The sequence below is a fragment of the Paenibacillus sp. 79R4 genome (genome assembly GCF_013393165.1).
Lineage (GTDB): Bacteria > Bacillota > Bacilli > Paenibacillales > Paenibacillaceae > Fontibacillus.
The window spans coordinates 36,323-59,525 of sequence record NZ_QJOT01000024.1 but is presented as its reverse complement, the minus strand read 5'-3'; the positions used below and the strand labels follow the sequence as shown (position 1 = coordinate 59,525).

The 23,203-nt window shown below is 47.7% G+C and carries 16 protein-coding genes; 3 read left to right on the top strand and 13 right to left on the bottom strand.

Going from position 1 to position 23,203, the window contains the following annotated elements:
• Nucleotides 1-168: 168 nt before the first annotated feature.
• From DMN77_RS22395 to DMN77_RS24065, 5 genes are all read right to left on the bottom strand, one after another.
• A complete protein-coding gene (locus tag DMN77_RS22395; RefSeq protein ID WP_179016340.1) occupies nucleotides 169-921 on the bottom strand; it encodes an SDR family NAD(P)-dependent oxidoreductase in 753 nt (250 codons plus the stop codon).
• A 205-nt stretch (nucleotides 922-1,126) separates the two neighbouring features.
• Entirely contained in the window at nucleotides 1,127-1,864 is a 738-nt protein-coding gene (locus DMN77_RS22390; RefSeq protein WP_179016339.1) for an MBL fold metallo-hydrolase, read from the bottom strand.
• Between the two features lie 82 nt (nucleotides 1,865-1,946).
• Nucleotides 1,947-2,225, bottom strand: coding sequence for a CD3324 family protein (locus tag DMN77_RS22385; RefSeq protein WP_068778457.1), 279 nt, complete (start codon nucleotides 2,223-2,225; stop codon nucleotides 1,947-1,949).
• Between the two features lie 201 nt (nucleotides 2,226-2,426).
• Nucleotides 2,427-2,798, bottom strand: coding sequence for an MmcQ/YjbR family DNA-binding protein (locus tag DMN77_RS22380; RefSeq protein WP_068778494.1), 372 nt, complete (start codon nucleotides 2,796-2,798; stop codon nucleotides 2,427-2,429).
• Between the two features lie 309 nt (nucleotides 2,799-3,107).
• Nucleotides 3,108-3,239, bottom strand: a complete 132-nt coding sequence (locus tag DMN77_RS24065) for a hypothetical protein (protein ID WP_256872542.1) — start codon at nucleotides 3,237-3,239, stop codon at nucleotides 3,108-3,110.
• Between the two features lie 560 nt (nucleotides 3,240-3,799).
• Between DMN77_RS24065 and DMN77_RS22375 the strand changes: the two genes are divergently transcribed.
• Nucleotides 3,800-4,411, top strand: a complete 612-nt coding sequence (locus DMN77_RS22375; RefSeq protein WP_179016338.1) for a flavin reductase family protein — start codon at nucleotides 3,800-3,802, stop codon at nucleotides 4,409-4,411.
• Between the two features lie 119 nt (nucleotides 4,412-4,530).
• Here DMN77_RS22375 and DMN77_RS22370 read toward each other — a convergent pair whose 3' ends face one another.
• The 4 genes from DMN77_RS22370 to DMN77_RS22355 form a co-directional block, all read right to left on the bottom strand.
• Nucleotides 4,531-7,128 carry a carbohydrate-binding protein gene (locus tag DMN77_RS22370; RefSeq protein WP_179016337.1) on the bottom strand — a complete coding sequence of 866 codons (2,598 nt, stop codon included), beginning with the start codon at nucleotides 7,126-7,128 and terminating at the stop codon, nucleotides 4,531-4,533.
• A gap of 14 nt (nucleotides 7,129-7,142) precedes the next feature.
• Nucleotides 7,143-9,191 (bottom strand): alpha-galactosidase, encoded by a 2,049-nt coding sequence (locus DMN77_RS22365; protein WP_179016336.1) that lies wholly within the window; start codon nucleotides 9,189-9,191, stop codon nucleotides 7,143-7,145.
• Nucleotides 9,192-9,354: 163 nt separating this feature from the next.
• Nucleotides 9,355-10,308 carry an aldose epimerase family protein gene (locus DMN77_RS22360; protein ID WP_179016335.1) on the bottom strand — a complete coding sequence of 318 codons (954 nt, stop codon included), beginning with the start codon at nucleotides 10,306-10,308 and terminating at the stop codon, nucleotides 9,355-9,357.
• Nucleotides 10,309-10,394: 86 nt separating this feature from the next.
• Entirely contained in the window at nucleotides 10,395-13,736 is a 3,342-nt protein-coding gene (locus tag DMN77_RS22355) for a DUF5107 domain-containing protein (RefSeq protein ID WP_179016346.1), read from the bottom strand.
• Between the two features lie 165 nt (nucleotides 13,737-13,901).
• On the opposite strand from DMN77_RS22355, the gene DMN77_RS22350 reads away from it, so the two are divergent.
• Nucleotides 13,902-14,795: an AraC family transcriptional regulator gene (locus DMN77_RS22350; RefSeq protein ID WP_179016334.1), complete on the top strand. Its 894-nt coding sequence runs from the start codon at nucleotides 13,902-13,904 to the stop codon at nucleotides 14,793-14,795.
• Nucleotides 14,796-14,813: 18 nt separating this feature from the next.
• On the opposite strand, the gene DMN77_RS22345 is transcribed toward DMN77_RS22350, so the two are convergent.
• The 4 genes from DMN77_RS22345 to DMN77_RS22330 all read right to left on the bottom strand — a co-directional run bounded on the left by DMN77_RS22345 (nucleotide 14,814) and on the right by DMN77_RS22330 (nucleotide 22,039).
• Complete coding sequence (locus DMN77_RS22345) at nucleotides 14,814-16,940, bottom strand: alpha-galactosidase (protein WP_256872541.1); 2,127 nt, start codon at nucleotides 16,938-16,940, stop codon at nucleotides 14,814-14,816.
• A 4-nt stretch (nucleotides 16,941-16,944) separates the two neighbouring features.
• Nucleotides 16,945-18,561 (bottom strand): ABC transporter substrate-binding protein, encoded by a 1,617-nt coding sequence (locus tag DMN77_RS22340; RefSeq protein WP_068778464.1) that lies wholly within the window; start codon nucleotides 18,559-18,561, stop codon nucleotides 16,945-16,947.
• Between the two features lie 186 nt (nucleotides 18,562-18,747).
• Complete coding sequence (locus tag DMN77_RS22335; RefSeq protein WP_179016333.1) at nucleotides 18,748-20,508, bottom strand: cache domain-containing sensor histidine kinase; 1,761 nt, start codon at nucleotides 20,506-20,508, stop codon at nucleotides 18,748-18,750.
• Entirely contained in the window at nucleotides 20,486-22,039 is a 1,554-nt protein-coding gene (locus DMN77_RS22330; RefSeq protein WP_179016332.1) for a response regulator transcription factor, read from the bottom strand. Before DMN77_RS22330 ends, DMN77_RS22335 begins: the two co-directional genes overlap by 23 nt.
• Before the next feature lie 178 nt (nucleotides 22,040-22,217).
• Between DMN77_RS22330 and DMN77_RS22325 the strand changes: the two genes are divergently transcribed.
• A complete protein-coding gene (locus DMN77_RS22325) occupies nucleotides 22,218-23,195 on the top strand; it encodes an ABC transporter permease (protein WP_179016331.1) in 978 nt (325 codons plus the stop codon).
• Nucleotides 23,196-23,203: the final 8 nt, after the last annotated feature.

Genomic DNA, 23,203 nt, shown 5'->3' with positions numbered 1-23,203 from the left:
TGGTTTTTTGCTATAAGCATGGACCACACCACCCGCATAGCAGGTGGTTTTCTGTTTCGCACGCTTCGCGAGCTCAACTGGCTTAAGCCATAATAAAAATCGGCGACCTAATTTCGGTATAACACCGAAATCAAGCCACCGATGATCGTTATATTCAAGTCCCGCCGCTTACTTGGCAGTTACACCGCCGTCTACAGGCAACTCAATCCCCGTAATATAAGAGGATGCATCCGAAGCAAGGAACAAAACAGCCTTGGCCACTTCTGAGGCTTCGCCCACGCGTGGCAGCGCCGTCTGCATCAGGAACCATTGCAGCATTTGCTCATTCTTAATCAGATCCGAGCTCATTGGAGTCTCGATAAAACCGGGGTGAACGGAGTTTACGCGGATATGATCCTTGCCGAAATCAACGGCCGCGGCTTTGCTCAACATCCGAACCGCTCCCTTCGATGCCGTATATGCACCGGCACCGCTGCTGCCTGTCAATCCGGCAATCGAGGATATATTGATAATGGATCCTCCTTGCATCTTTTGCATATGTGGAATCACATATTTCATTCCCAGGAAGACACTCTTTACATTAATGTCCATCACTCTATCCCATTGAGAGACCGTGGTCTCCAGCAATCCGGCAGGCAAAGACACACCTGCGTTGTTTACGAGGGCATCGATTTTACCGTGCTTCTGTATGGTTCCGTCCACAACCTTTACCCATTCTTCCTCAGAAGCTACATTGTGTGCATAAGCAACCGCTTGTCCTCCCGCCGCTTCAATCTCTTGGACTACAGCTTGCACTGCGGCTTCATTAATGTCTGTAGCTACCACACTGGCTCCCTTTTTAGCGAACAAAATAGCCTCTTCACGACCCATACCGCTTCCCGCACCTGTGATGATTACTACTTTCCCTGACATACTTGCCATACTTACATCCCCTTTGTGATTGGTAAGTAAATTGTCAATATAGTTAATGATATATATACTATCATTATGATATTCATCATATCATTATTAATTTACAAACTCAATCTCTCCTCAGGCCCGCGCACGTCGCCAGCAATACGAATAGCAAAAAGCCTTCATTTCGTCTTGCGAAAAGAAGGCTTCATATAAGCACCTTACTGTCCCTCTATGATTTATATTTCTGGACGAGCTCCTGCAGGGCTTCTTTTGCATCTCCATTATAGAGACCCCCGTGATAGCAAATGATTCGCTCTATATCATAATCCAGCAAACGCTGGACAGAGCGTACCGCCTCTTCCAAATCAAGGGTAAATTGTGGATTCGCAATATTCAGCTGACCCTGCTCAATAACTACGGCATCTGCTGCAATTAATGTTTTGCTGGAAGGGAGATATAACGAGATATGACCTGGCATATGACCGGGTGTATGAACAATTTCAATTCCCCCGCACCAAGGCAAAAGCTCATTGCTGTGCACCGTCTGATCGACAAGCGCCGGTTCGAGCGACTGCAGTGATCGAATAAACTCCTCTGCCTGCGGTTTGGCTTCATCCGGTATAACATCGAGCGTGGATTGCGCTTGCTCAAGCCGTAGCGAACGTCTTGTTCCCTCAACATAGGGTGCATCCCATTCATGCGCAATGATCCTGATATGCGGATAAGAGCGTTTGATCTCCGCAAGGGAACCGATATGATCGATGTCGTGATGGGTCACGATCAGCTTGGTAATCGACTCGAAGGCGATCCCCTGCTTGTCAGCCGCTGCTTCCAGCAGATGCATAAAATCAGGGTAGCCACAGTCAATGAGAATGGTATCCTGCTCATCCTGCAGAAGAACCGGGGTAATCACCTGCTTATGCCCCCCATACTCAAATTCGATATGGAGCAAATGGTAATTATTCATAGCTGCCTCCTTGTATCTATGTTGTTCAAGACTAAGCTTAGCCGATAACATAGCTAGGGAAAAGGGCAAGCATAACCCAGCATCAAAGTCGTCCGCTTCGCTGCTCGCGAATAATTCTTCGTATGCTGTGCTCACTTAAATAATAATGATGCGCAAGTTCCTTCACGGATATACCTGAACAGAAGCTTTGCAGGATCTCGGCGTTCCGCTCTTCAAGCATCCGCCTGTAGCCGGAACACTCTCCCCATTGCCGCTTCTGCTCTTGCCGGATCGGAATATATAAATAGTCGCCCTGGATATATTGTTGGATACTGCTCAGCAGTTCCTCTGGCAATATCGATTGTGCATTCTGATATTTCATCTTTCTACTCCCATCTATATAACTTATTGCGATATATAGAGGAGCAGAGAGCTCCAGCTCAGTATGAGATCGGCCCTAAGCAAAGATCAGTTGGAACCCTCTGCTCAGAGCCATATCCATAGATACGTACTAGCAAGTTTATCATGCAATCAACTCCTGTCTTTTAGCAATGTGTAATGACGAATATGTCCGTACTGCCTTCTATTTGACTCTCAGGTTCTTCGTGATAGATTCGCGCTCGTTCTTTGTCAGACTGCGGAATACAAGATCATAAGAATGATCGATCATCGCTTTCAGATCCGCAAGCGGAAGACTGCCGTCCACAATGACTGTATTCCAATGCTTTTTGTTCAAATGGTACCCTGCTATTACGCATTGATGCTGCTCCCGCAGGTTCTCGGCAATGATCGGATCGCATTTCAATGAGATGTTCACCGTGTCTTGCTGTCCTTGCTCGCTCAGTAGGGCAAACATTTTTCCCCCCACCTTCATGACGAGTGGCTCCGGACCAAACGGATAATCCTGAACCGCTCCTTTTTTGGAGGTACAATAGGCACTCAGCTTGCTATACACAGGAATCTCTCCTTTATTTGAAAAAATAATGCTGTTGCTAATATACCATGTTTGCTGAAAATATCGTATCATCTGTAAGTCCATCCTTCCCTATTATAGCGATTGCACTTCATAGACATGTAATCTATCCCATTCCTGCAAGTGAGGGGTAATATGAAAAAATGCTTCGACCGCTGCCATTGCCGTTCATTCTAACCTTGCTAGGTTTGTTGCCCGCCGTTGTGCCGTTCCCAAGCAAGGCCATCTTATACAGTTAGTACTATATTCTCGCCACTGCTCTCGTCTATTCTCATCTATGAATCCGACCATCTATTCGTCGGCAGCTTCGTCGGACTGAAGCCCGAGGAGATGATTGTTGGCCCGTTCCGCCTCCTCTTTACTAAGCGGCCCCTTCGCCTGCATTCCAACCACAATTGGCTCTATTTCGGCGGTATTATACACTTTGCACCTCGCTCCTCTGATCCGCAAGCGATGACTCGTAAATGGTGCTGAAAGAACTCTCTTCCCTCCTATTAACAGCTCATTCCGCGCATAACTTTATCTTTGTAAAATGTCGTGTTATACTTACTTTTATAAAGTTACTTAATTTACTCGTTGATTTATTAACCGTAGAGTGCCGTATTCCAGAATTTCCACAAGCGTTGACTTCTCTAACGAAACTGGGGATTGCTATTGAGGCCAAAAAGGACTGCTGTAAATTGTAACGAAACTGGGGATCGCTATTGAAGCAAATATGCGGTCTGAAGCGGGGATTTCCCCTGAATAGCGATATGGAGATTCGTTAGGTTGTTTTCACCGCTGTTTATAGAGAAATAGCGATCTGCAGTTTCGTTAGAGCTTCAAACGGATAGCCGATTGGCTGATTAGCTAACAGGCTAATATTGATGCAGTTGCAAGAGCTAGCTCGACAGTCTGAATTAGCGGCCTTCCCCTGGACCCCGCCTTCTCATTGAATCCGAACCCCAGGGCACACTAAAATACTACACAAACAGAGGTGACCTATGCTAACGATTTACCCGGAAAATCAGGCGGAAAGAGACAATTATAAGCTGCTGATCGGCAGCATCATCCCGCGTCCTACAGCCTTTATTACAACACAATCCCATGCCGGTGTAGTAAATGCCGCTCCGTTCAGCTACTTCAATGTCGTCACCGCTGATCCGCCAATGATCTCTGTATCGATTCAACGGAAGCAAGGCGACTATAAGGATACTTCAAGAAATATCATAGAGACGGGAGAGTTTGTCGTTCATATCTCCGATGAGGATTATATTGAAGCGATCAATCAGACGGCCGCCAATCTGCCTGCTAATCAGAGTGAAGTAGACTTAGCCAGGCTTACCACTGTTCCTAGCGTAAAGCTCAAAGTCCCCGGCATTGCCGAGGCCAAAATCCGCATGGAATGCGTACTGGAGAGAGCAATTGAACTGGGTGGAACTCCTTCATCCCCTACCTGCGACCTTATTATCGGCAGGGTCATCTGCTTCCATATCGAAGACGATCTGTACGAGAACGGCCGGATTGATGCCGAAAAGCTGAAGCCAGTCAGTCGTCTCGCCGGCAACAACTATTCGAAGTTGGGCGAGATCTTCGCTATTGCACGACCGGAGTAAAGAAACCTGCCCATCCGCCACGCTCATTCTAAAAAAAGACGATTCCCGATATGTGGGAATCGTCTCTTTAGGCTGAATTTCCATCCAATGTGTAATACCAGAACAGAAGCCAGTACCTGTTATTTTCTTTGAAGCTTATACAGTTTAGATTCAGCCGGTTTTAAAGATATGTCGAACACTCCATTCACCTTCCCGTTCTCCCCTGTCCAAATATCCGTCAGCATATAGGCGTCATTGCTGTTCCCTGTTACGCCGGCCCTCGCCAGATCAATCTGGCGCCCGACCGAATCTTGAGTATAGTTAAATACAGCAAGATAATAAGTGTCCTGACCCTCGGCCAAGACGAACATATCAGCAGCCTGGGTTCCCGTATTTCCTTCCACAGCCTTGAAGGCCTTCCCTTTGACAGCAAGCTCATTTACGCGAGGATTGGTTAGGAGACGCTTCATATACTGCTGTGCCGTCCCATCCAATACGTCATCGGAATTGAGATAGACCGTTCCCGAAATAACAGCGGCATTGACGCGGGACTGCGCTCCCTCAAGCGAGCCCCCTTTGGTAAGGTGCATATAATCGGGATCTGTGTAATGATAAATGGTCCCGTTCTGCCACCATCCATAAGTTAAATTGTTCAGCTGGTATTCCGTGCTGCCAAGACTGCCGTCAACATCGCAGGAAATGCGGCGGCTGTGCGCATACTGGCTTGGGAACAAAGGGGCTATCGAAGCGCTGATGAACATGGTACCGTCCAACGCTTTATTTACATAAGCCATCCCCTGATTATACGCTTGAATGCCTGTCTCAATCTGCGGGTCATAATGCTTGGCTTCAAGCGCTCCATGGCTTAGAAAATCAATCTTCATATATTCAAAGCCCTGCTGCTTAAAGCGATTCATATAGTAATCAATGCGCTGCTTGGTTCCCGGGTGTGTAGGGTCTACAGCATAAGCTCCGTCCAGCTTTGGCAAAATATTGCCTGCCGGATCTCGTAGAACGATATCCCCATAGGTGTACTTGCCGTTAGTGCCTTCAACCTCCTGATTCATATTGTCTCCCCAATAGACGAATGGCGAGTAATAAATTCCTGCTCTCTGCCCGTTATTATGAATAAGCTTCACGAGGTCTGACAACTGTTGATCCGTCATGTTATCCCAATAGGAATCCAGATTAATATAAAGGTTGCCCTCATTTTCGAAGGAGGCGTTTTGCAGATTCGCCTTAAAATAATTTGAGACGGCTACTGCTTTCTCATAGCTTAGCCCACTGTCATATGCACCCCAGCTATTCCATCCCACCGGGACCCCTGTCGGCACCTTTTGCCCGAAGGCCAGCGGGGGAGCAATGGCCGCATTGATCCGGCCGTATTCCTCCAATCCGTCGCGATAATCGCTGTAATACCCGATAAGAACCTTCGGCGAGCTGATCTGCTGCCCTGTGACCACACCGTGTGGAAGACTGTCATGCGTTGAGGCGGAGGATGTGAATCCTCCATACACACGCAGCTTGTTCAACTTGTCATTAGTCCCGCTCCAGGCAATGCCTGTCTTCCAGATATCATGCGTCACCGAACCTAATACCAGACCGATGCGGCTTGTGTTGTCATATATCGCTGTAAGCTCCGAGCTCGTGTAATTGTCCGTATTCAAAAACGTATTGATCGTCTTCGCCTGATATCTGGACCAGTTATCGTTATCGAACGGAACGACCAGCACCCGGTTGTCGTTATCACTGCCAAGGTCGATGCCGCCTTTGGAATGGAGAACTACCGGCGCAATCTCCGCGATCCCTAACGCCTTGGAACGGGATACATTTATCTCTGTAAGCAAATAATTACCTTCATTGTAGATATAATAGATTTGCTGAAGCTTAGGCAAGTCCTGCTGCTCATTGCTGACGGTTAATTTAATACCGGAACCGGTTGCATCCTGAAAGGACTTAATGTCTGCCTTTTCAAAAATATGTTGCTCATAATCAATGCTGGCCACAATCCGATCGAGCTTCACTTCGCTATACAACCCCTTGGCGACGGACCTTCCGTGCCAATTATATTGGGATAAGCCAGTCCTTGTATTGTAGAGCAAATCATAGGACGGGTTTGAAGCCTTGAAGCCTTGCTTATATTCTGTCAGGGTAATATTCCCGTATTTTGAAACCCTGACCTGCTCTCCAAGCTCTCCGATATCTCCGTCATTTCCGGATCCGGCTCCATCATCGGATACGTAGCTTAATACGATTTTATCTATATCCGGAGAATATCCCCCTTGATCATCGAACAGAATCGTATTGTTTCCTTGGGATAGGTAAACCTGAAAATCATAGGTTCCTACGGTGTTCCAATCGGCTGTCTTGGGGAAATCAACCCGTTCCGGCTCCGCCCCGTTCACCGATATAGCAGCTGGCCTGGAATCTCCGGAGATATAAGAGATTCTCAGGTTATACACCCCTTCAACTTCTGCGGTTATATTATTAAATTGAAGCGAAGAACCGCCGTATAAATTACCTACCTTGCGTCCGCCTGAACACACCGGACAATCGGTTATTTCAGCCTTGCCCGATAAGCTATTTACCGCAGCTTCTGCCTCGTAGGCACGTGAGCCGGATGCCACCCCGGTATTTCCATCTGCTATCGCCTGATGAACTGAAATAGGCCACATAAGAACCAAACATAAACATAGGATCATGACTTTTGAAATGAAGCCAAATCGCTGGATATGCATAGTGCTTCCTCCTTTTACTTGTTCTTCAGGGTCAACTTGAATAGTTTAGATTCCGCAGGCTCCAAGCTTACAGCCAGTTCTTCCTGAACCTCACTCGCCGTTCCCTCCCATAAATCAAAGGCATCATATATTCCCCCCGGAGCAAGTCCAGCACGATGCAAAGGAACGGATTTGCGGACGGACTGTTGTCCTTCAAAATTAAATACGGCAATATAGACCGATTGATCATGATTTAACAGCATAAAAGTATCTGACGCCCTGTCTTGCCAATTTCCTTCCAACGGCCTGAATGTTTTACCTAATCGGGCAACCTCCAGGATCTCCCGATTTTTGAGCCAGGCCTTGGCGCGCCAGGCAGCCTCCTCATGGCGGAAATCATCGCCTAGCAGCAATACCGTTCCGGCAATAACCGAGGCTGTCAGCCGGCTACGCCCCTCATGACGAGTCGTCGCCTCCTGATTGCAGCTCCTATAGATCACAGAATGGTCGGGATCATTAAACCGGTACAACGTATTGTTCATCCACCATCCATGCGTCAAAGAATTCAGCAAATATTCCGTATCCGCAATCGTCCCGAATACGTCGCATGAAATCCGTCGGCTATGCGCATAGGCATAGGGGAATAACGGCGCGATAGACAGGTTGATAAATATCGATTTGCCGGTCGCTTCCGGCGACAACTTGCTTGCTAAATAGGACAAGCCATAATTGTAGGCGGCAATTCCTGTCGTGATGTCCGGGTTATCATGTCTGCCTTCCAAAGCACCATGCGCCATGAAATCGAGCTTGATATATTCGAACCCTTCCGAGAGCATCTTATTGGTGAACCAATCGATACGCTGAAGCGCTCCGGGATGTGTTGGATCAATAGCCAGACCGCCGGCAATATCCGGGAGAATCTCTCCGTCCGCATCACGCAGCAAAATATCACTGTACGTATATTGGCCATCTGTTCCTTCGACCGGGCTGACCATCTGATCAGGACTTCCCCAAAAAGCAAAGGGCGTCCAGTAGGTCCCTGGCTTGTGTCCGTTCCTGCGGACTCTGTTCAGCGCATCCTCCATTTCCGATTTCGTTAATCGATCCCAAAAGGCATCAAAATTGATATAAAGCGTATTTTCATTCTGGAACCCTAACGGCTGTACTTCTTGATGCAGGAAATCGCTCGTGGAGGTATACAACTCATAATCCAGATTGCTCATCGCAGCCGACCAGCTATTCCAGCCGAACGGAGCACCCAGCTTCCAGGGCAAAGGAGGCGCTGCACATGTGTTAGCCCAGCCGTATTTTTCAAGTCCGTCCCGATAATCCGCGAAAAATCCTGCAAATACTAGCGGTGATTCGACCCGCGTCCCCTTCAAGTAACCATGCGGTTGTGAATCTCGGGTCATCATCCCCGTGGCCCCGCCATACAGATCAAGCTCATCCAGCTTGCCTGCTTGCTCTCCCTTTATCCGGACCCCTGTCTTCCACTGATCATGAGTGATGGACCCCAGAATCAGACCCTGGCGGCTGTCCGGCAGAAACAAGGCAGCAACCTCATAACTTTCCCTCTCAAGCGGAAAAGGCTGCGCCAAATAGCGGACCCACTTGTCATTATCATAGGGCACCCGAAGCGCATACAGCTCATCCCCAAGATCAGCATTGCGGTCAAACAGATCTTCATTGGTATTTATGACCGAGATCCGATTGGTTCGAATCTCTTCTTCATGCTGAACAACCACCTTTGTGAGAAAAAAGGATGCATCCTCATATAAATAAAAATGCTGTTCTATCCGGGGAAGACGTGGATCTTCATGCTGCACCACAATATGCTTTCCGCTGCCAAAGCCGTTCTCAAGCGCGTCTTCCTCCCTCCATTTATGGCGCTCATACAGACCTGTATGATACTCCCGGCCCTTCCAACGAAACGCACTGCGCACACCCTGCAATAAAAATAAGCCTTGCCCGACAGCCGAATACTCCCCGTTGTCCAAATGGATCTCGACGCGTACCCATCCATTATCCATGCGAACCAGCGACTCCGACTCCACACTAACGTTCACGTTATTTCCATGGTCCATTCCAGTGTTATGCCTCCTTGTCTTTACAAACAGAATGCAAATACTCCCTCTCCTTGATGCTAAGTCGCAACTTGCTATCATTATAAAAGACATAATTAAGCGCCTTCTATACAACAATGTTCCGATCTATAACGGGAAATGACTAATCTTATCCGCTCGATTTCTACGCTTGGTCTGCAAGAGACATCTCGATTTCCAAAAACCAGTGGTAAGTGCCATGCTCTTTAATAATCGCAGCCTGTCCGTGTTCCATTGCATAAGACAGATCATCCAGGAACCCGGTTGCCGGCTCAAGCGCCACATGATACTGATTGCGGTAGCCGCCATAGTTCGCCCAGATCGACAAATATGGAACCTTCTCTTTTGGAAACAGGAGCGTCAGCCGCTCTTTTGTTCCCGGGTCGTACAGCGCTGCTCTCCCTTCCGGCAGCTCCCCCTGAAAATAAAACTTCTCGGCTGTTCTCGCCGCTTCTGATTCAATCCGATCCAATCTGATCTCCCCCGCATCCATACAAGGATTGGGCCAAAAGTGAGCATCCCCCATCTCCCCCAAACGCCGATTTTGGGAATAGGAAACCACGATCTTATTTAACTCACTTGGTACAATCATCTCCATCCCTTCCTTGACACGAAACAACGGATGCGCCGCCCATAGGAACGAGAACGGAAATGGGCTGAGATTCCTAACCCGATAATCGATCCGCAGGCGTTCCTCTTCCGTAAAAGAATAGGTTTTGCTTAGATGATAAGGGAATCTTATTCCATGGACCTCGCACCTCAGCTTCCCATCCTGTGCGCTAGTCTGCCAAGGCAGCGACCACACTTCACCATGATCCGGCAGCTCTACCCCCTGCCAAGGGAACGTCGGATAATTACAGCCATTCACGGTAGGGAATATCTCGTCCCAGCCGCTGCCGTCACTAGCTGCGAAGGAGCTGGCGTAACCGCCATTTCCATAACCTTGATCAGGCTGGGCCAGCCACTCCCTTCCGGTCCTAACATTCTTCAGCGAAATGACTTTGCTTCCCAGCTCAGGGGCAATTGTAATCTGCATCATGGAATTCAACCCTGTCCATCGCTCATATCCCTCTATCCGCTGCCGCTTCCAATCGAACATGCGATCCTCCCCTTTTCCCTTAAACTTTCTGCAAAAAACAAAGAACGCGCCGCGGTATCATTCACGGCTGCGTTCTTGTAAGGTATCTATGGATTACAGCTTCCCAAAGCCAGCTGCAAATGAATGGCCACGCCTTGATGATGAGGATCCAGCTCAAGCGCCTGCCGGAAATTCCGCACAGCTTCGCCCTGTTGACCCAGACCCAGATGGCCAAGCCCCATCATATAGAAGCAATGGATGCGGTTCCTCTTATTCAAATCCTCATCGAAGACGAGAAAGTCCGGTAGAGATACAGCAAAATAATCAATTTTTTGATCGATAAAAATATGCTGCTCACCATAGTCTACAAGTTTATTGAACCGGCCTCGCGCCGCCTTCTCATTCCCTAACTCGCGCAGAGCAGCGCCCTGATAGAATATCATGTGCGGCGGCTGGTCATTATAGTACATTGCGCTAGTCGGCTCGGCGAGACCCTGCGAAGCCTCGGTCAAGTATTCCGCCGCCAGCTCTTGCAGCCCCAACATACGATAAGCAAGGCCTAAGTAATAATGGATATTGTTCTCCTGCGCCCCATCCAGCTTACCTTCGCCAATGTTCTGCGGATACCGCTTTGCTGCCAGAAGATGCTCGATAGCTTCCTCGGCCTGGCCCTCCTGAAGCCGCTTCTTCGCGCATTCAACATGCGCCAGCACATACTGCGCCGGCACTTTGCCTTCGCCGCCTTCCCACGGATGAAAATGCCGGTTCAAGATAAGTGAGATGGCTTCCTCATGGCGGTGCAAAGAGTTATGCAGCGTAATATATTCCAGGTACAGGTCATCGCGGAGCAGGACAAGTTCCTGGTGCTGCTCCAAATTCGCCAAGCGTTGTTCAGATGAATACGCAAGCTTCTTGTACAACTGATCAAGCTCATAGAAGACGCGGGCATCCGAAGGATTTAAGGCAAATGCCTTCTCAAGCTCTTGCAGCGCCGCTTCCGGATCATGCTTCTTATTGTAGTAAGCCAAAGCCAGATTGCGATGCGCAGTCGCGAACGATTCATCCAGCTTCACCGCTGTCTCCCAGCAAGCGATCGCTTCGCCATGGCGTTTCTTGTCATACAGCAGATTCCCCAAATAATAAGGTGCTCTCGAATCAAGAGGATGGGTCGCACATACCTGCCGCAAGACAAGCTCATCCTGCAGGGAATTCGGGAAGCAGTAGGCCGGATTTGCAAGCGCGCCTAAGCGATAGTAGGAATCACGCGCAGCTGTATCATTGCCTTTGTTGCTATAATAACCCTGATAATAATGAACCATCGGGTACACTCGCCCGGCTGTGATCGCTTCAATACGGCTTAATACCTCCAAGGCTTCGGCATACATTCCCGCCTCGGCATAATCCTGAGCGAGCGCCAGATAGTTATGGACATCGTCGCGCATCAGTCGCGTCAATCGCTGCTTCGCCTGGGCTGCTTCTTCGTGTTCACCCGAAAGCTCATAGAGGAGGATCACCTCATTGCGGGAACCGAATTCTACCGGATCCAGCTTTATTGTATCCCCGGCTAGCTGCATAGCTTCCGGCACACGGCCCAGCTTGCGCAGGATGGCTGTTCTCAGATTGCGGGCTTTATAGTTCCGCTGCTGCATATCCAACGATCGCTCGATCAGTCCAAGCGCTTCTTCATATTCCTGCTTCTCACACGCAATTTGAGCCAGCGAATAATATCCGTTAGACTGCCAGGCCGCAGACCAGACCGATTTGTAGAACATCGCATAAGCCTCGTCCAATCTGCCTTGCCATTTCAAGCTTTTCCCCAAATTATAAAATGGTTCGCCATCATAAGGACGAGCATTATGACGCGTCAATGATTCAATCGCTCTTCTGAAATACACTTCGCTCTGTTCCAGCATTCCTCTGCGCAATAAGAGCTGGCCATATGCATTGTTCAGACGGATATCCCGAGGGTCGCGCTTCAATCCTTCTAAATAATAGGGATCAGGCTCAGAAGTGGCATGACGGTATTGTTCAAGATGGAGCCCTGCCAAATAAAGCGCTTCGGTATTCTTTAATTCTTCCGGCGCGCTAATGGCCTTCGCAGGATCCGGTATCCGCTCCAGCTTCTTCGACTGAGGCTGATACGAGATTAACTCTCTGCCATCCGCAGTCAGTACCGTAACTGTCAGGTCTGCTGCCTGATCCGTACTGGCGAGCTGAAGGGTTGCCGTATACGTATCTGTCGGGGACAGGGTGAGCCGCTTATCAAGATAGGTGTCACGGGCACCCTTTAGAATGACCCGGGCATTCTCAAAGACAGATGTCGCATAGACATGAATCGTCGCTTGTCTTCCGCTCACTTCGAGGTTTACGGCAGCATCAACAGAAGCGTTCTTCACCATGCCGACCTGCTTATATGGCATAAAATACTGCTTGAAGCTCTTCTCCTCGTAAGGCTGCAGCCAGGTGAAATCCGGCTGATTATCGGTGTAAACCCCTGTCATCAATTCAATGTACGGACCATCTTCGTCTGTCAGATTGCGATCCCATGCTCGTCCGAACTCTCCGTCCCCCCAGGTCCACTGCTTCTTCCCGGGCGAGATATGCTTATTGGCAATATGGAGGATGCCCGCCTGCTTGGCATGGTCATAACCGCCTACAAAGTTGAAATCCGAATGATAGGCCATATAGGAAGTCGGCACAGGAATATTGCGGTACCTCGAAATATCAACGCCCTCCGAGTAATCCATCTTATAGTAGGTCCCGGTTGCGATCGGGAATTTGGATACATCCCTTTTTCCATGGTCAAATACAGCATGCACATCCGGAGGAAATACAGATTGCGTCTGATCGTGCACGGCGACGGCCGGGTTCGCCCACCACAGAAAGGTCTGCGGTTCAGAAGTGCGGTTATACATCTGGGCGTGGATCTCCAGATAAGCTTTGCCCGGATATAGAGTGAACCCCGTCGTCACTTTTGTGCCGTACATCCGGTCGATTTCTCCTACCCACACCGTCTTGCTCCCGTCCGCATTCGCGGCGATATGATACTCGACAGGACCAAATGTGTTCGGGCGGTGATGCTGCGGCCAATTAAACTCGATTCCGCCGGAAATCCAAGGCCCTATGAGGCCAACCAACGCGGGTTTAATCACTTGGTTATAGTATACAAAGTCATAGTTGTTCGTCTTATCGACCGCACGGTATATCCGTCCCCCGATTTGCGGCATGATTTGAATCTGCAAATATTCATTCTCCAGAAATATAACCTGATACGGCTTCATGACCTTCTCATCATAGATTTTATCGATCACCGGATGCGGATAGACTCGTCCGGAGCTGCCTTGATAGACCCTCTTCTCCAGAAACATCGGGTTCTTGTCCGGCTCTCCTACTTCATAGGTTGGAATATCTAATGTTTCCTCCCACACTTTTACTTCCGCCTGCTCCATCAACAGGATTCATCCTTTCTCCATTAGGGTAGCTGTTGTTACCCTCATCTTACGGTGGAATACCCGCAAACACCATTCACGATCCAATGAATTTGATGGACTATCTTATGAATTACCTACCTACTTTTATTTGACAACCTCCTGCGGAAACGGCATATTGAACATATGGATAAAATCAAAAAACAAGACGGTTTTATGTCGCAACTGCTCATTGTTCTTCCGGACCATATCCTTGAGGCCTACGCGGCTCACCCTCTGATTCGGCCTTTGTATATCACCGATATCGGGTACTTTCCGCATGCGCAGCACCACTATCGAGAGCGGCCGACAGGAAGCGAGTCTTATATCATCTTGTATTGTATCGAGGGGGAAGGATGGATTCGCCTGGCCGGACAGAAACAGCAAACGATGCAAAAAGGGGCGCTGATCGTCATCCCGGCCCATACGCCTCATGAGTACGCCTCCTCTGAAGATCACCCATGGACTATTTATTGGTTTCATATGAAGGGGGAGCAGGTTGGGGATTATTTCGAAGGCATCGATGAGCATACATCGCCGACCCCCGTATCAGTGGAGCATTCCTCTCAAATCATTAAGCTTTTTCAGGATAGTTACAATCTGCTGCAGAAGGGATATTCACTGGACCGCATCATATATGTCTCGCAACTGGCAGGCCATCTTGCCGCTTTTATTCGTTTCAATCTGCAACATCCGCATCTGGCCTTGAACCGGCAGAAAAAACACGATGTGGAGGAATCGCTCCAGTACATGACCGAGCATCTGGATAAGAATGTTACCTTGCAGGAATTAGCGGATCAAGCCAAGTTGTCCGTCCCGCACTATACACATGTATTTAAAAAAACGACAGGCTACTCGCCCATTGATTACTATTTGCGGCTCAAGATTCAGCGGGCCTGCCAGTATCTTGATCTGACAGAGCAGAGCATGAAGGAGATCAGCATCCAGCTCGGATTTCAGGACCCTTACTATTTCTCCCGCCTCTTCAAAAAAATAATGGGGAAGTCCCCTTCCGCTTATCGAAATACGCGAAAGGGGTAACTTCCCCTTTGGGTTATTTTATTGTTCCCGAATCCGGTATAAGAGACTATCAAAATCTCCGCGCAATGGGAGGTCTATCCCGATATTCATAAGCGCACGGCCGCTCCATTCTCCATCCTGCCCCTCGATGACATATGTCTTGAGCGGATTCAAGCCTTGCAGCCGCAGGCGCGGAAGCGGCTCGCCCAGATGCTGTGAATGAAGGAAGGCGAACACGACCGACTCAGCTGCATCTTGGCCGATATATTGTACTGCCATAACACCTTGGCGCTTCCATTCATCGAGCCGATACTGCTTGCCGTATTGCACCAACGGACGAATTTCCTTATATTGCTTAATGTAGCCAGCGGACTCCTCTATCAATCCGTCGCTCCATCTGTTCAGATTCGAACCGATGCCAAGCGTTCCCATCATCGCGCTGTGGAACCGATACTTCAAAGAAGTGATGCGCTTGTTCATGCCGCTGACCTCTTCAGTTACCCAACAAGTCATCAGCTTAGGTGCATAAGCATAGGAGAAGCCCTCTTGAATACTTAAGCGATCAAAAGCATCGGTATTGTCGCTTGGCCAGGCCTGGTCCGCATAACGAAGAATGCCTAAGTCGATGCGTGAGCCCCCGCCCGCGCAGGTCTCAAAGGCCACCTGCGGGAATCGCTCGCGAAGCTCTGCCCAAATCTCATAGAGCGTGCGCACGTGCCGAATCCATACTTCCTTCTGCTGATTCAGCGGATGATCCTTCATGCCCGGTTCTGTAATCGTCCGATTCATATCCCATTTCAAAAACGAAATATTATGGTTAGTGAGAAGCTGAGCCATAAAATCTAGGATGTAGCGCTTTACTTCGGGTTTGGAGATATTAAGCAGCAATTGATTCCGCAGTTCTGTTCGTCCTCGTGTCGGGAAATGATAGACCCAATCCGGGTGTTCACGATACAAGTCGCTGTCCGGATTCACCGCTTCCGGTTCAACCCAGATGCCGAACTCCATCCCCAGATCCTGTACTTTGCGAATCAGCTCGCTCAAGCCGTTCGGGAACTTCTCCGGATTCACGAACCAGTCTCCCAGACCTGCACGGTCATGATTTCGTCCGCCAAACCAACCATCATCAACAACGAACAGCTCTACGCCCATGCGGGCGGCTCGCTCTGCGAGCGCCATCTGATCCTGCACATTCACATCGAAATAGGTCGCTTCCCATGAATTGTAGAGCACCCTGCGCGGCACCTGGCTAGGAATGACATAATCGTATTGGTATTGATGCAAGTGCCGGCTCATCTCTCCGAATCCATCCGCCGTGTAGCCTCCTACAAAAACTGGCGTCTCGAAAGACTCCCCTGCACCGAGAACCCATTCACTGTCAAAATCATTGATCCCGCCGGTCACTTTTACCAGATTGAACGCCGTCTTCTCCGCTGTAATCCTCCAGTTGCCGCTCCATGCTAGTGCGCCGAACCATACCTCCCCGGTTGCTTCTGTTGCTTGACCATTATCGATTGCGAACCAGGGATTGGCGTGGCTATCCGTAAATCCCCTGCGGGATTCAAGCACTTTTTTTCCCTCCGACAGCACCGTATCCCGTAATTGGAATTCACCGGACCATTTGCCGGTAACATGTGTCATCCGATAATCCTGCAGATAGGGTATCGACCAGGCTGCCGACTGGACGTTTTCCAACACCATTTTCTCGGCGCCGGTATTTACAATTTGGGCTGAACGTTCGATCAGATCCAGTTCCGGAATTACTGTGTATGATAACTGCGTCTCGAGCGGGTAGTATTCATCCCGCAATATAATGACCAGTTTCTCTTGCCCTTCCTGCAAGGTTATCCGATGCTCACTGTATTTCATTACAAGATCGCGTACGCCGTCCGGCATCGTCGCCTTAAGCGACGGCTCGGTATACACCAGGTTCCCCCAGAAGCTATACTCTTCCCGTTCTCTCTCAACTTCTGCATCAAAAGAGCTATGCGACCAGGTTCCCAGCAAAGGGATACAATCTGCAAGATCTACGGGAGAGCCCCAGTAAAGGTGCTGGAGCCTTCCCCGATCGTTCAACGCAAATACATAGGAGCTTTGCAGCGTCTGAATCGCAAAGATGCGATGTTGTTCATGATATTTAATAGCCAATGTCTTCACCTGCTTCATCCGCTTATTTCCACAATTCCAAACGGGACTGATAGTTCTCGTTATATACTTTCTCCAGCTTGCTGAGACCTGCGGCTTCAACTTCCTTCATCATCGTGTTGTATAATTCAACAACCTGATCTTCGGACGGGGCCAGGGCCATTTTTAAGTAGTATTTATTAATCGTCTCATTGACCTTTTGATCCATAATCGCTTCAGGTGTCCCTCCGGCAGGACCCAGGTTATCATAAGGCGCGGTATCATACGATGTATCGGCAAGGTTCTTAATGGCTAAATCTGTCGTGGGATCGGACTTATAGCGACCAATCAGATCATAAGGCGTGCCATCCGATCCCGGACCGTTCTTAATCACCCAGGTCCACTTGCGAATGCCTGTCGACTTGGAGGCTTCATCCCAGTCCTTCGTGAATGCATCCAATACCTCTTGACGCGGCACATGTTTACCGTCCTTCATATCCCAATGCTCGCCTTCCACTCCCCACATTAGCAAATATTGGCCTTCTTCACTGGCCAGGAAATCCAGCATTTTAATTGTACGTACCGGGTCTTTATTGGTCTTCGAGATCATGACGCCATCCCAGCCCAGAGAACTCTTGGGTCCGTATGTGGTCTGATCCGCGGAGACTCCAGGGCCAAGCACTTTATACTGGTACAATTGTCGTTCTTCAGCATTTGCCCCTTCAGGCGCATCCGCCTTCAGCAAAGTATTTGGTGATCCTACGTTCCAGGAAGCGTTTGCAGTAGCAAATACATTTCCGGCCGCAATTTTCTGTTCGTATTGCTTCGTCTTGAGCGTAGCCCACTCTTTATCAATCAATCCTTTATTGTATAAGGAATTGATGAACTGCATCATCTCAAGATAGCGAGGATCGCGTATATCTTTTTTCAACTCGCCGTCAACTTCATAAAATGGCTTTAAGCCGAACATTCCCTTGAACGTCCACTGTACACTGCCTATGTCCTCGCCGTTCAAGGTCATCGGGATAGAAGGCTTGCCGTCGATCGTAGGATAATTCTCCTTAAACTTCACAAGCAAATCCTCGAACTCCTGCGCAGTGAAGGGCTCACCGTTGTTCACTTTGTCCCCTACTCCCAGCTCTTTCAGAATATCCATGCGCATAAGGAAACCGAATACCGGATACTGCTCCAGTCCGTACCAGTTGGCAAGGTAATAATTTTTCCCGTCCTCGCTTCTGGTCTTCTTCAAGGTATCACCGTACATCTTCGTTATATTCGGAGCATATTGATCGATCAGATCATTCAGCGGAATAACCGCTCCGGAAGCTATATACTTATTCATGATGTCACTGCCGCGGTCTATGAGCAGCACATCCGGCAGATCATTGCTTGCCAGCATTAAGTTTAGCTTTTCAAGAGGATTTCCTGTGGGCTGTTGTATCTCCACCGTTACTCCCGTTTTCTCTATAATCGCTTTCGCAACCGGATTGTCGAAGGCATCCCCTGTGTTTTTATCAAACCACGTTAGCTTAATCGGTGAAGTATCGTCTACTGCATTTGCGTTACTTCCTGTTGAGGTTCCATTTGAAGCCGGTTTGGCACCGCAGCCGGCCAGCAGGCCCAACACTATTGTTGCAGCCAGAACTACCTTTAACTTCTTCATACCTTAACCCCTCTCATGAGTTGATTGGACGAATATCTATTGTCAAGTTAATTGTAAGAAGGTCCAGTATGAGAATCTATAACGCAATGTTATAATTCATAGTGGAAAATGTCTTTCATATTCTGCCATAAAAATGGCCTATTCTCTTACTCGTGAAGAAAATAGGCTTTATCTTTTATAGTCTCGTTAGCAATGACTTTTGGGAATCCGCAGCGTCACGGTCGTCCCAATCCCGATACGGCTAAATATGCTGACCCCGTAACGTTCTCCATAGGTTAGCTGAAGACGGTCATTTACATTTTTAATGCCATAACCGGAAAGATTATTTGCTTTTTGGAAGGCTTCCTCCACATGCCTTGAGCTCATCCCTGCACCATCATCGATAATTTGAAATACAATGTCATTCCCATCGGAATAGACCTTAACAATGATATTAATCCCCGACTCGTCACATATTGCATGATGAATGCAATTCTCGATAAATGGCTGAAGGATCAGTTTGATTGTCTTATATTTAAAGAGTTGTTCATCCAGGTCATAATGCATATGCAGCATTCCCCGAAAACGTATCTCCTGAATCGAAATATAGTTTTTCACAAGCTCGATTTCTTGATGAATAAGTATAATTCGTTTGCCTTTATTCAACGACACCCGATAATATTTCGCCAGATAGCTCACCATTTTGTAGACCTGGGTCCCCCCCTCCTTCAACGCCAATGAAGAAATCGAGGCCAAAGTATTGTACAAAAAATGGGGATTAATCTGCGCTTGAAGCGTATTAAGCTCTGCCTCTTTCATGGAAATTTCCTTGACATAGACATCTTCGATTAAATTCTCGATTTTTGAGGCCATTTTATTGAAGGCAAAGGAGAGCTGTCCGATTTCATCATGTCCCATCGGCTTCACCGATACCTGAAAATCACCGCGTTCCACCTTGCGAATTTGGCTCAGCAGTCTCTCTATCCGTTTCGTAATAACTTTCGTCGTTAAATAGATCAAGAGCATCGAAGCTATAAAAGCGATGGCTGAGATCCAAATAATCCGCGTCGTAGCCCGGTTTGTATTTTCTAGAAGCTCGTGATAGGGGACCGTAATCACCGTCTTCCAGCCATTGCTTAGCTGCTTGTATGTAAAAAAACGTTCCTCGCCATTCACCATCTTATCAAACTTTCCAAAATTCGATTGCAGCTCTTCTTCGATCGGAAAAGTATCATAGAGGCGGCTATACTTCATATCCTGATCCACCGAGGTTACAACATCCCCTTTTTCATCAATGATATAGACGCTTTTGTTCATATTCTCCTTCTCAATAAGCGAGAACAGCTCGACATCATGAATCTGGATCACCAGCACTCCGTAAGGATGCATCAGGCTGAAATAACTGAGCGAACGGGCCAGCGTAATTGTGTTGGCCTCCGTCCTGGTATATATCGTATCCCCGGTTTCCTGAAGCGCCAGGTTCTTAACCTCTTCGGGAAGCTCCTCCATGTAACGGATATACTCTCCATCCGAGTACAACGTTTTGTTGTTCGTATACACCGTAATGCCCTTCACATTTGTGTTCCTAGCCAGCATGGAAGAAAAGGTACGATTGATATATTCAAAGGCATCTAGATAATAGAAGGCTTTCTCGTAATTATTGGACAAAAAGTTGCGCAATTGAGAGTCCATATACAATATGTTGGATAACTGATGGTAGTAGTCGAGGCGATTCTCGATATTATTGTTAATCTGATTCAGGGTCCCGCTCAGGCTGGCATAGGTCTGCTCGGTAATCTGGTCCCTGGTAGTGGTGTACGAGTAATAAATCAATCCGAAAAAAGGAACGATCGAGATTAGAAAAATCAAAATGAACTTCGAGCGTAATCTCAGATTTTTGATTCCATTCGATAATCGCCCCAGCAGCTGTATAAATGACAGATTGCTATAGTTTTTTTCGATATTCATTTGGCGTGACTCCCTGGCTTTTCAGAAATAAAGAAATAAAATAAGAAGTACTCTCGTAGCCAACTTTCATAGCAATATCCTGAACCTTTAACGATGGATCATTCAGCATTTCCTTTGCCTTCTCCAAGCGAATTCCTGTTAAATACTCATGAATGGTTACACCGGTTTTCTCCTTGAAGATAGAACGCAAATAATTCGGCGAAAGATAGACTTGCCCCGATAAGCTGGAAATCGTAAGCGGCTCATAGTATTTTTGCTGAATAATACTGCTTACCTGATGAACCAATTTTAAATTTTTATCGGTAAATCGATCTTTCATCATGTCGATCGTATGCTTTATGATCTGCACAACGACCTCCTCGACCTCATAGATCGTCAGGCAGTCGTAGATGGAATGGAACAGTTCCGCGCGTTGTCCTGCCGAGCCTTGCGACTCCGAATGTCTGCTGCGAATTTCATGCTGCAGCTTATCAATCAATTCAAGCACCCAATCAAAAATATACTCCTTGCGGATTCGCAGCAGCTTCAGCCTGGAGAAATACTCCCGCAGCTTCGCAACAGCCTTCTCCTCCTCCAGTGCCTGCACAGCTTCAAACACTTCATGCTCCGGAAAAGGAGGCATCTGATTGCTATCGAAATTCACCTCGATATCCGATGCAAAGATCACTTTGCCATATCCGCAGTAGAACAACTCATCCATTACTTTTTTGGCGTGATTATACAAGCTTTGGATATTCATGAGGGCATCCTTTTTCTCACATACGGCCAGTGTCACCGTAAAAGGCAAGCTTTGCCGGAGGCCCCAGGCGAGTTCGGTCCAGAAGCTCCTGTTGATTTCCGGCTGGCTTGTATCCACCAATATACACATTTCGCCTTCGCGAAGAGAGGTATCATTCCAATGAACCTGATGCTCTCTGCAAAACTCGTCCGTATATGCTCGCAGCTGACTTAAAGCATCCTCCGCAGAGCTCTCCTGCTCCCAAGCATGATTATCAAACTGAGCCAGTACTACCGTATATCCAAGCACATCCTTCCTGCGGTCCAGATGCTGAAAGCTATCAACCAGCTTCTGCTTGCGCTGCGGCTGCTTCTCATAGATCAATTCTTTTAAAATATTCGATTTGGTTACCTGAATGGACTTATTCTTAAATCGAACTTCTTCGCACTTTTCCTTCACGCGATCCATAACATCGGCGATCTCTTCAAGATCAAGCGGTTTCAGCAAATAACCTACGGCTCCCACATTCAAAGCAGACTTCACATAATTAAATTCATCATGTCCCGTCAAAAATACGATCGTCATCCAATCAAACTGCTTGATAATTTGTTTGGCCAGATCAATCCCGTTCATGATAGGCATTTGAACATCTGTAAGTACAATATCAGGTTGAATGACTTCAATCTTCTCCATCGCATCCTTGCCATTGATGGCAGTCCCCGCAACATAGATCCCCATATCTTCCCAACCTATGATATCACGCATCATTTCTAATTCGATTTCTTCATCATCTACTAGAAAAATGCTATACATGATGCCCACCCCTCACCTAGTATTCTTCAATTGCATTATAACGTGGTATCGGGAAATTTCTGAATCCCCTTTCAGAATGAAAGTTATTTTCAAGCATCATTCGGAACATTGTCATATCGACATTCATTTTTTGGGCCACTTATAATTTGGGTATAACATGAACAGCGAGGTGTAACACATGCAATCAAACATAAATACACGAGATGGAATTGGGATAGAGATTCCTAGGCGCAAGCCCAAGCTTTGGCCGATTTTCAAAGAACAGAAATATTTGTTCCTTATGATGCTTCCCGCGCTGATCTGGGCCATATTGTTCGCCTATGCACCTATGGCGGGCCTTTATATGTCATTCGTCAATTACAAGCCTAATCTGGGGAGCTTCTGGACGACCCTGTTCCATAGTGAATTCGTCGGCTTCGAATGGTTCCGGTATTTCTTCACGAACGGGGACTTTCTCAAGGTTATGCGCAACACGCTGGCCTCTACTTTAATTACCCTGTGCTTCTCATTTCCGATGCCGATTATTATTGCAATAGCCATTAATGAAATCAAAAATGTCGCCTTTAAGAAAACCGTTCAAACCGCTTCTTACTTACCCTATTTCATCTCCTGGGTTATTGCAGCGAATATTATCGTCACCCTGCTGTCATCCGATGGAGCCATCAATGCGATTCTTAAATTTCTTCATATTACCAATGAAAGTATCCTGTTCTTACAAAACGGCAAATATTTCTGGTGGATTGTAGCTATTGGCAACACCTGGAAGGATATGGGCTATAGTTCCATTATGTACTTGGCAGCTATTTCATCCATTAACCCCGAGCTGTATGAGGCGTCCAAGGTGGATGGAGCCAACCGCTTCCAGCAAATTCGTTATATCACCTTTCCTCACTTAAAGCCGACGATCGTGATCCTCCTGATTTTGGCTTTGGGCGGTATTTTAAATGCAGGATTTGACCAGCATTTCCTGTTGGGGAATGAGCTTCCCCGCGATTATTCCGATGTCCTGTCAACCTATTCGTTCAGGTACGGGATTCAGAATGGCATGTTCTCCTATGCCTCAGCAGTTGGAATGTTCAGTTCAGTCGTGGCCTTTATCATCGTCTGCATTGTGAATTTCACCGCCAAAAAGTTGAATGGTCAATCATTATTCTAGTCAGCGAG

Excerpts from the sequence above, each read along its gene's own strand:
- DMN77_RS22395 (WP_179016340.1), bottom strand. The coding sequence starts at position 921 with ATGGCAAGTATGTCAGGGAAAGTAGTAATCATCACAGGTGCGGGAAGC.
- DMN77_RS22390 (WP_179016339.1), bottom strand. The coding sequence starts at position 1,864 with ATGAATAATTACCATTTGCTCCATATCGAATTTGAGTATGGGGGGCAT.
- DMN77_RS22385 (WP_068778457.1), bottom strand. The coding sequence starts at position 2,225 with ATGAAATATCAGAATGCACAATCGATATTGCCAGAGGAACTGCTGAGC.
- DMN77_RS22375 (WP_179016338.1), top strand. The coding sequence starts at position 3,800 with ATGCTAACGATTTACCCGGAAAATCAGGCGGAAAGAGACAATTATAAG.
- DMN77_RS22370 (WP_179016337.1), bottom strand. The coding sequence starts at position 7,128 with ATGCATATCCAGCGATTTGGCTTCATTTCAAAAGTCATGATCCTATGT.
- DMN77_RS22365 (WP_179016336.1), bottom strand. The coding sequence starts at position 9,191 with ATGGACCATGGAAATAACGTGAACGTTAGTGTGGAGTCGGAGTCGCTG.
- DMN77_RS22360 (WP_179016335.1), bottom strand. The coding sequence starts at position 10,308 with ATGTTCGATTGGAAGCGGCAGCGGATAGAGGGATATGAGCGATGGACA.
- DMN77_RS22355 (WP_179016346.1), bottom strand. The coding sequence starts at position 13,736 with ATGGAGCAGGCGGAAGTAAAAGTGTGGGAGGAAACATTAGATATTCCA.
- DMN77_RS22350 (WP_179016334.1), top strand. The coding sequence starts at position 13,902 with ATGGATAAAATCAAAAAACAAGACGGTTTTATGTCGCAACTGCTCATT.
- DMN77_RS22345 (WP_256872541.1), bottom strand. The coding sequence starts at position 16,940 with ATGAAGCAGGTGAAGACATTGGCTATTAAATATCATGAACAACATCGC.
- DMN77_RS22340 (WP_068778464.1), bottom strand. The coding sequence starts at position 18,561 with ATGAAGAAGTTAAAGGTAGTTCTGGCTGCAACAATAGTGTTGGGCCTG.
- DMN77_RS22335 (WP_179016333.1), bottom strand. The coding sequence starts at position 20,508 with ATGAATATCGAAAAAAACTATAGCAATCTGTCATTTATACAGCTGCTG.
- DMN77_RS22330 (WP_179016332.1), bottom strand. The coding sequence starts at position 22,039 with ATGTATAGCATTTTTCTAGTAGATGATGAAGAAATCGAATTAGAAATG.
- DMN77_RS22325 (WP_179016331.1), top strand. The coding sequence starts at position 22,218 with ATGCAATCAAACATAAATACACGAGATGGAATTGGGATAGAGATTCCT.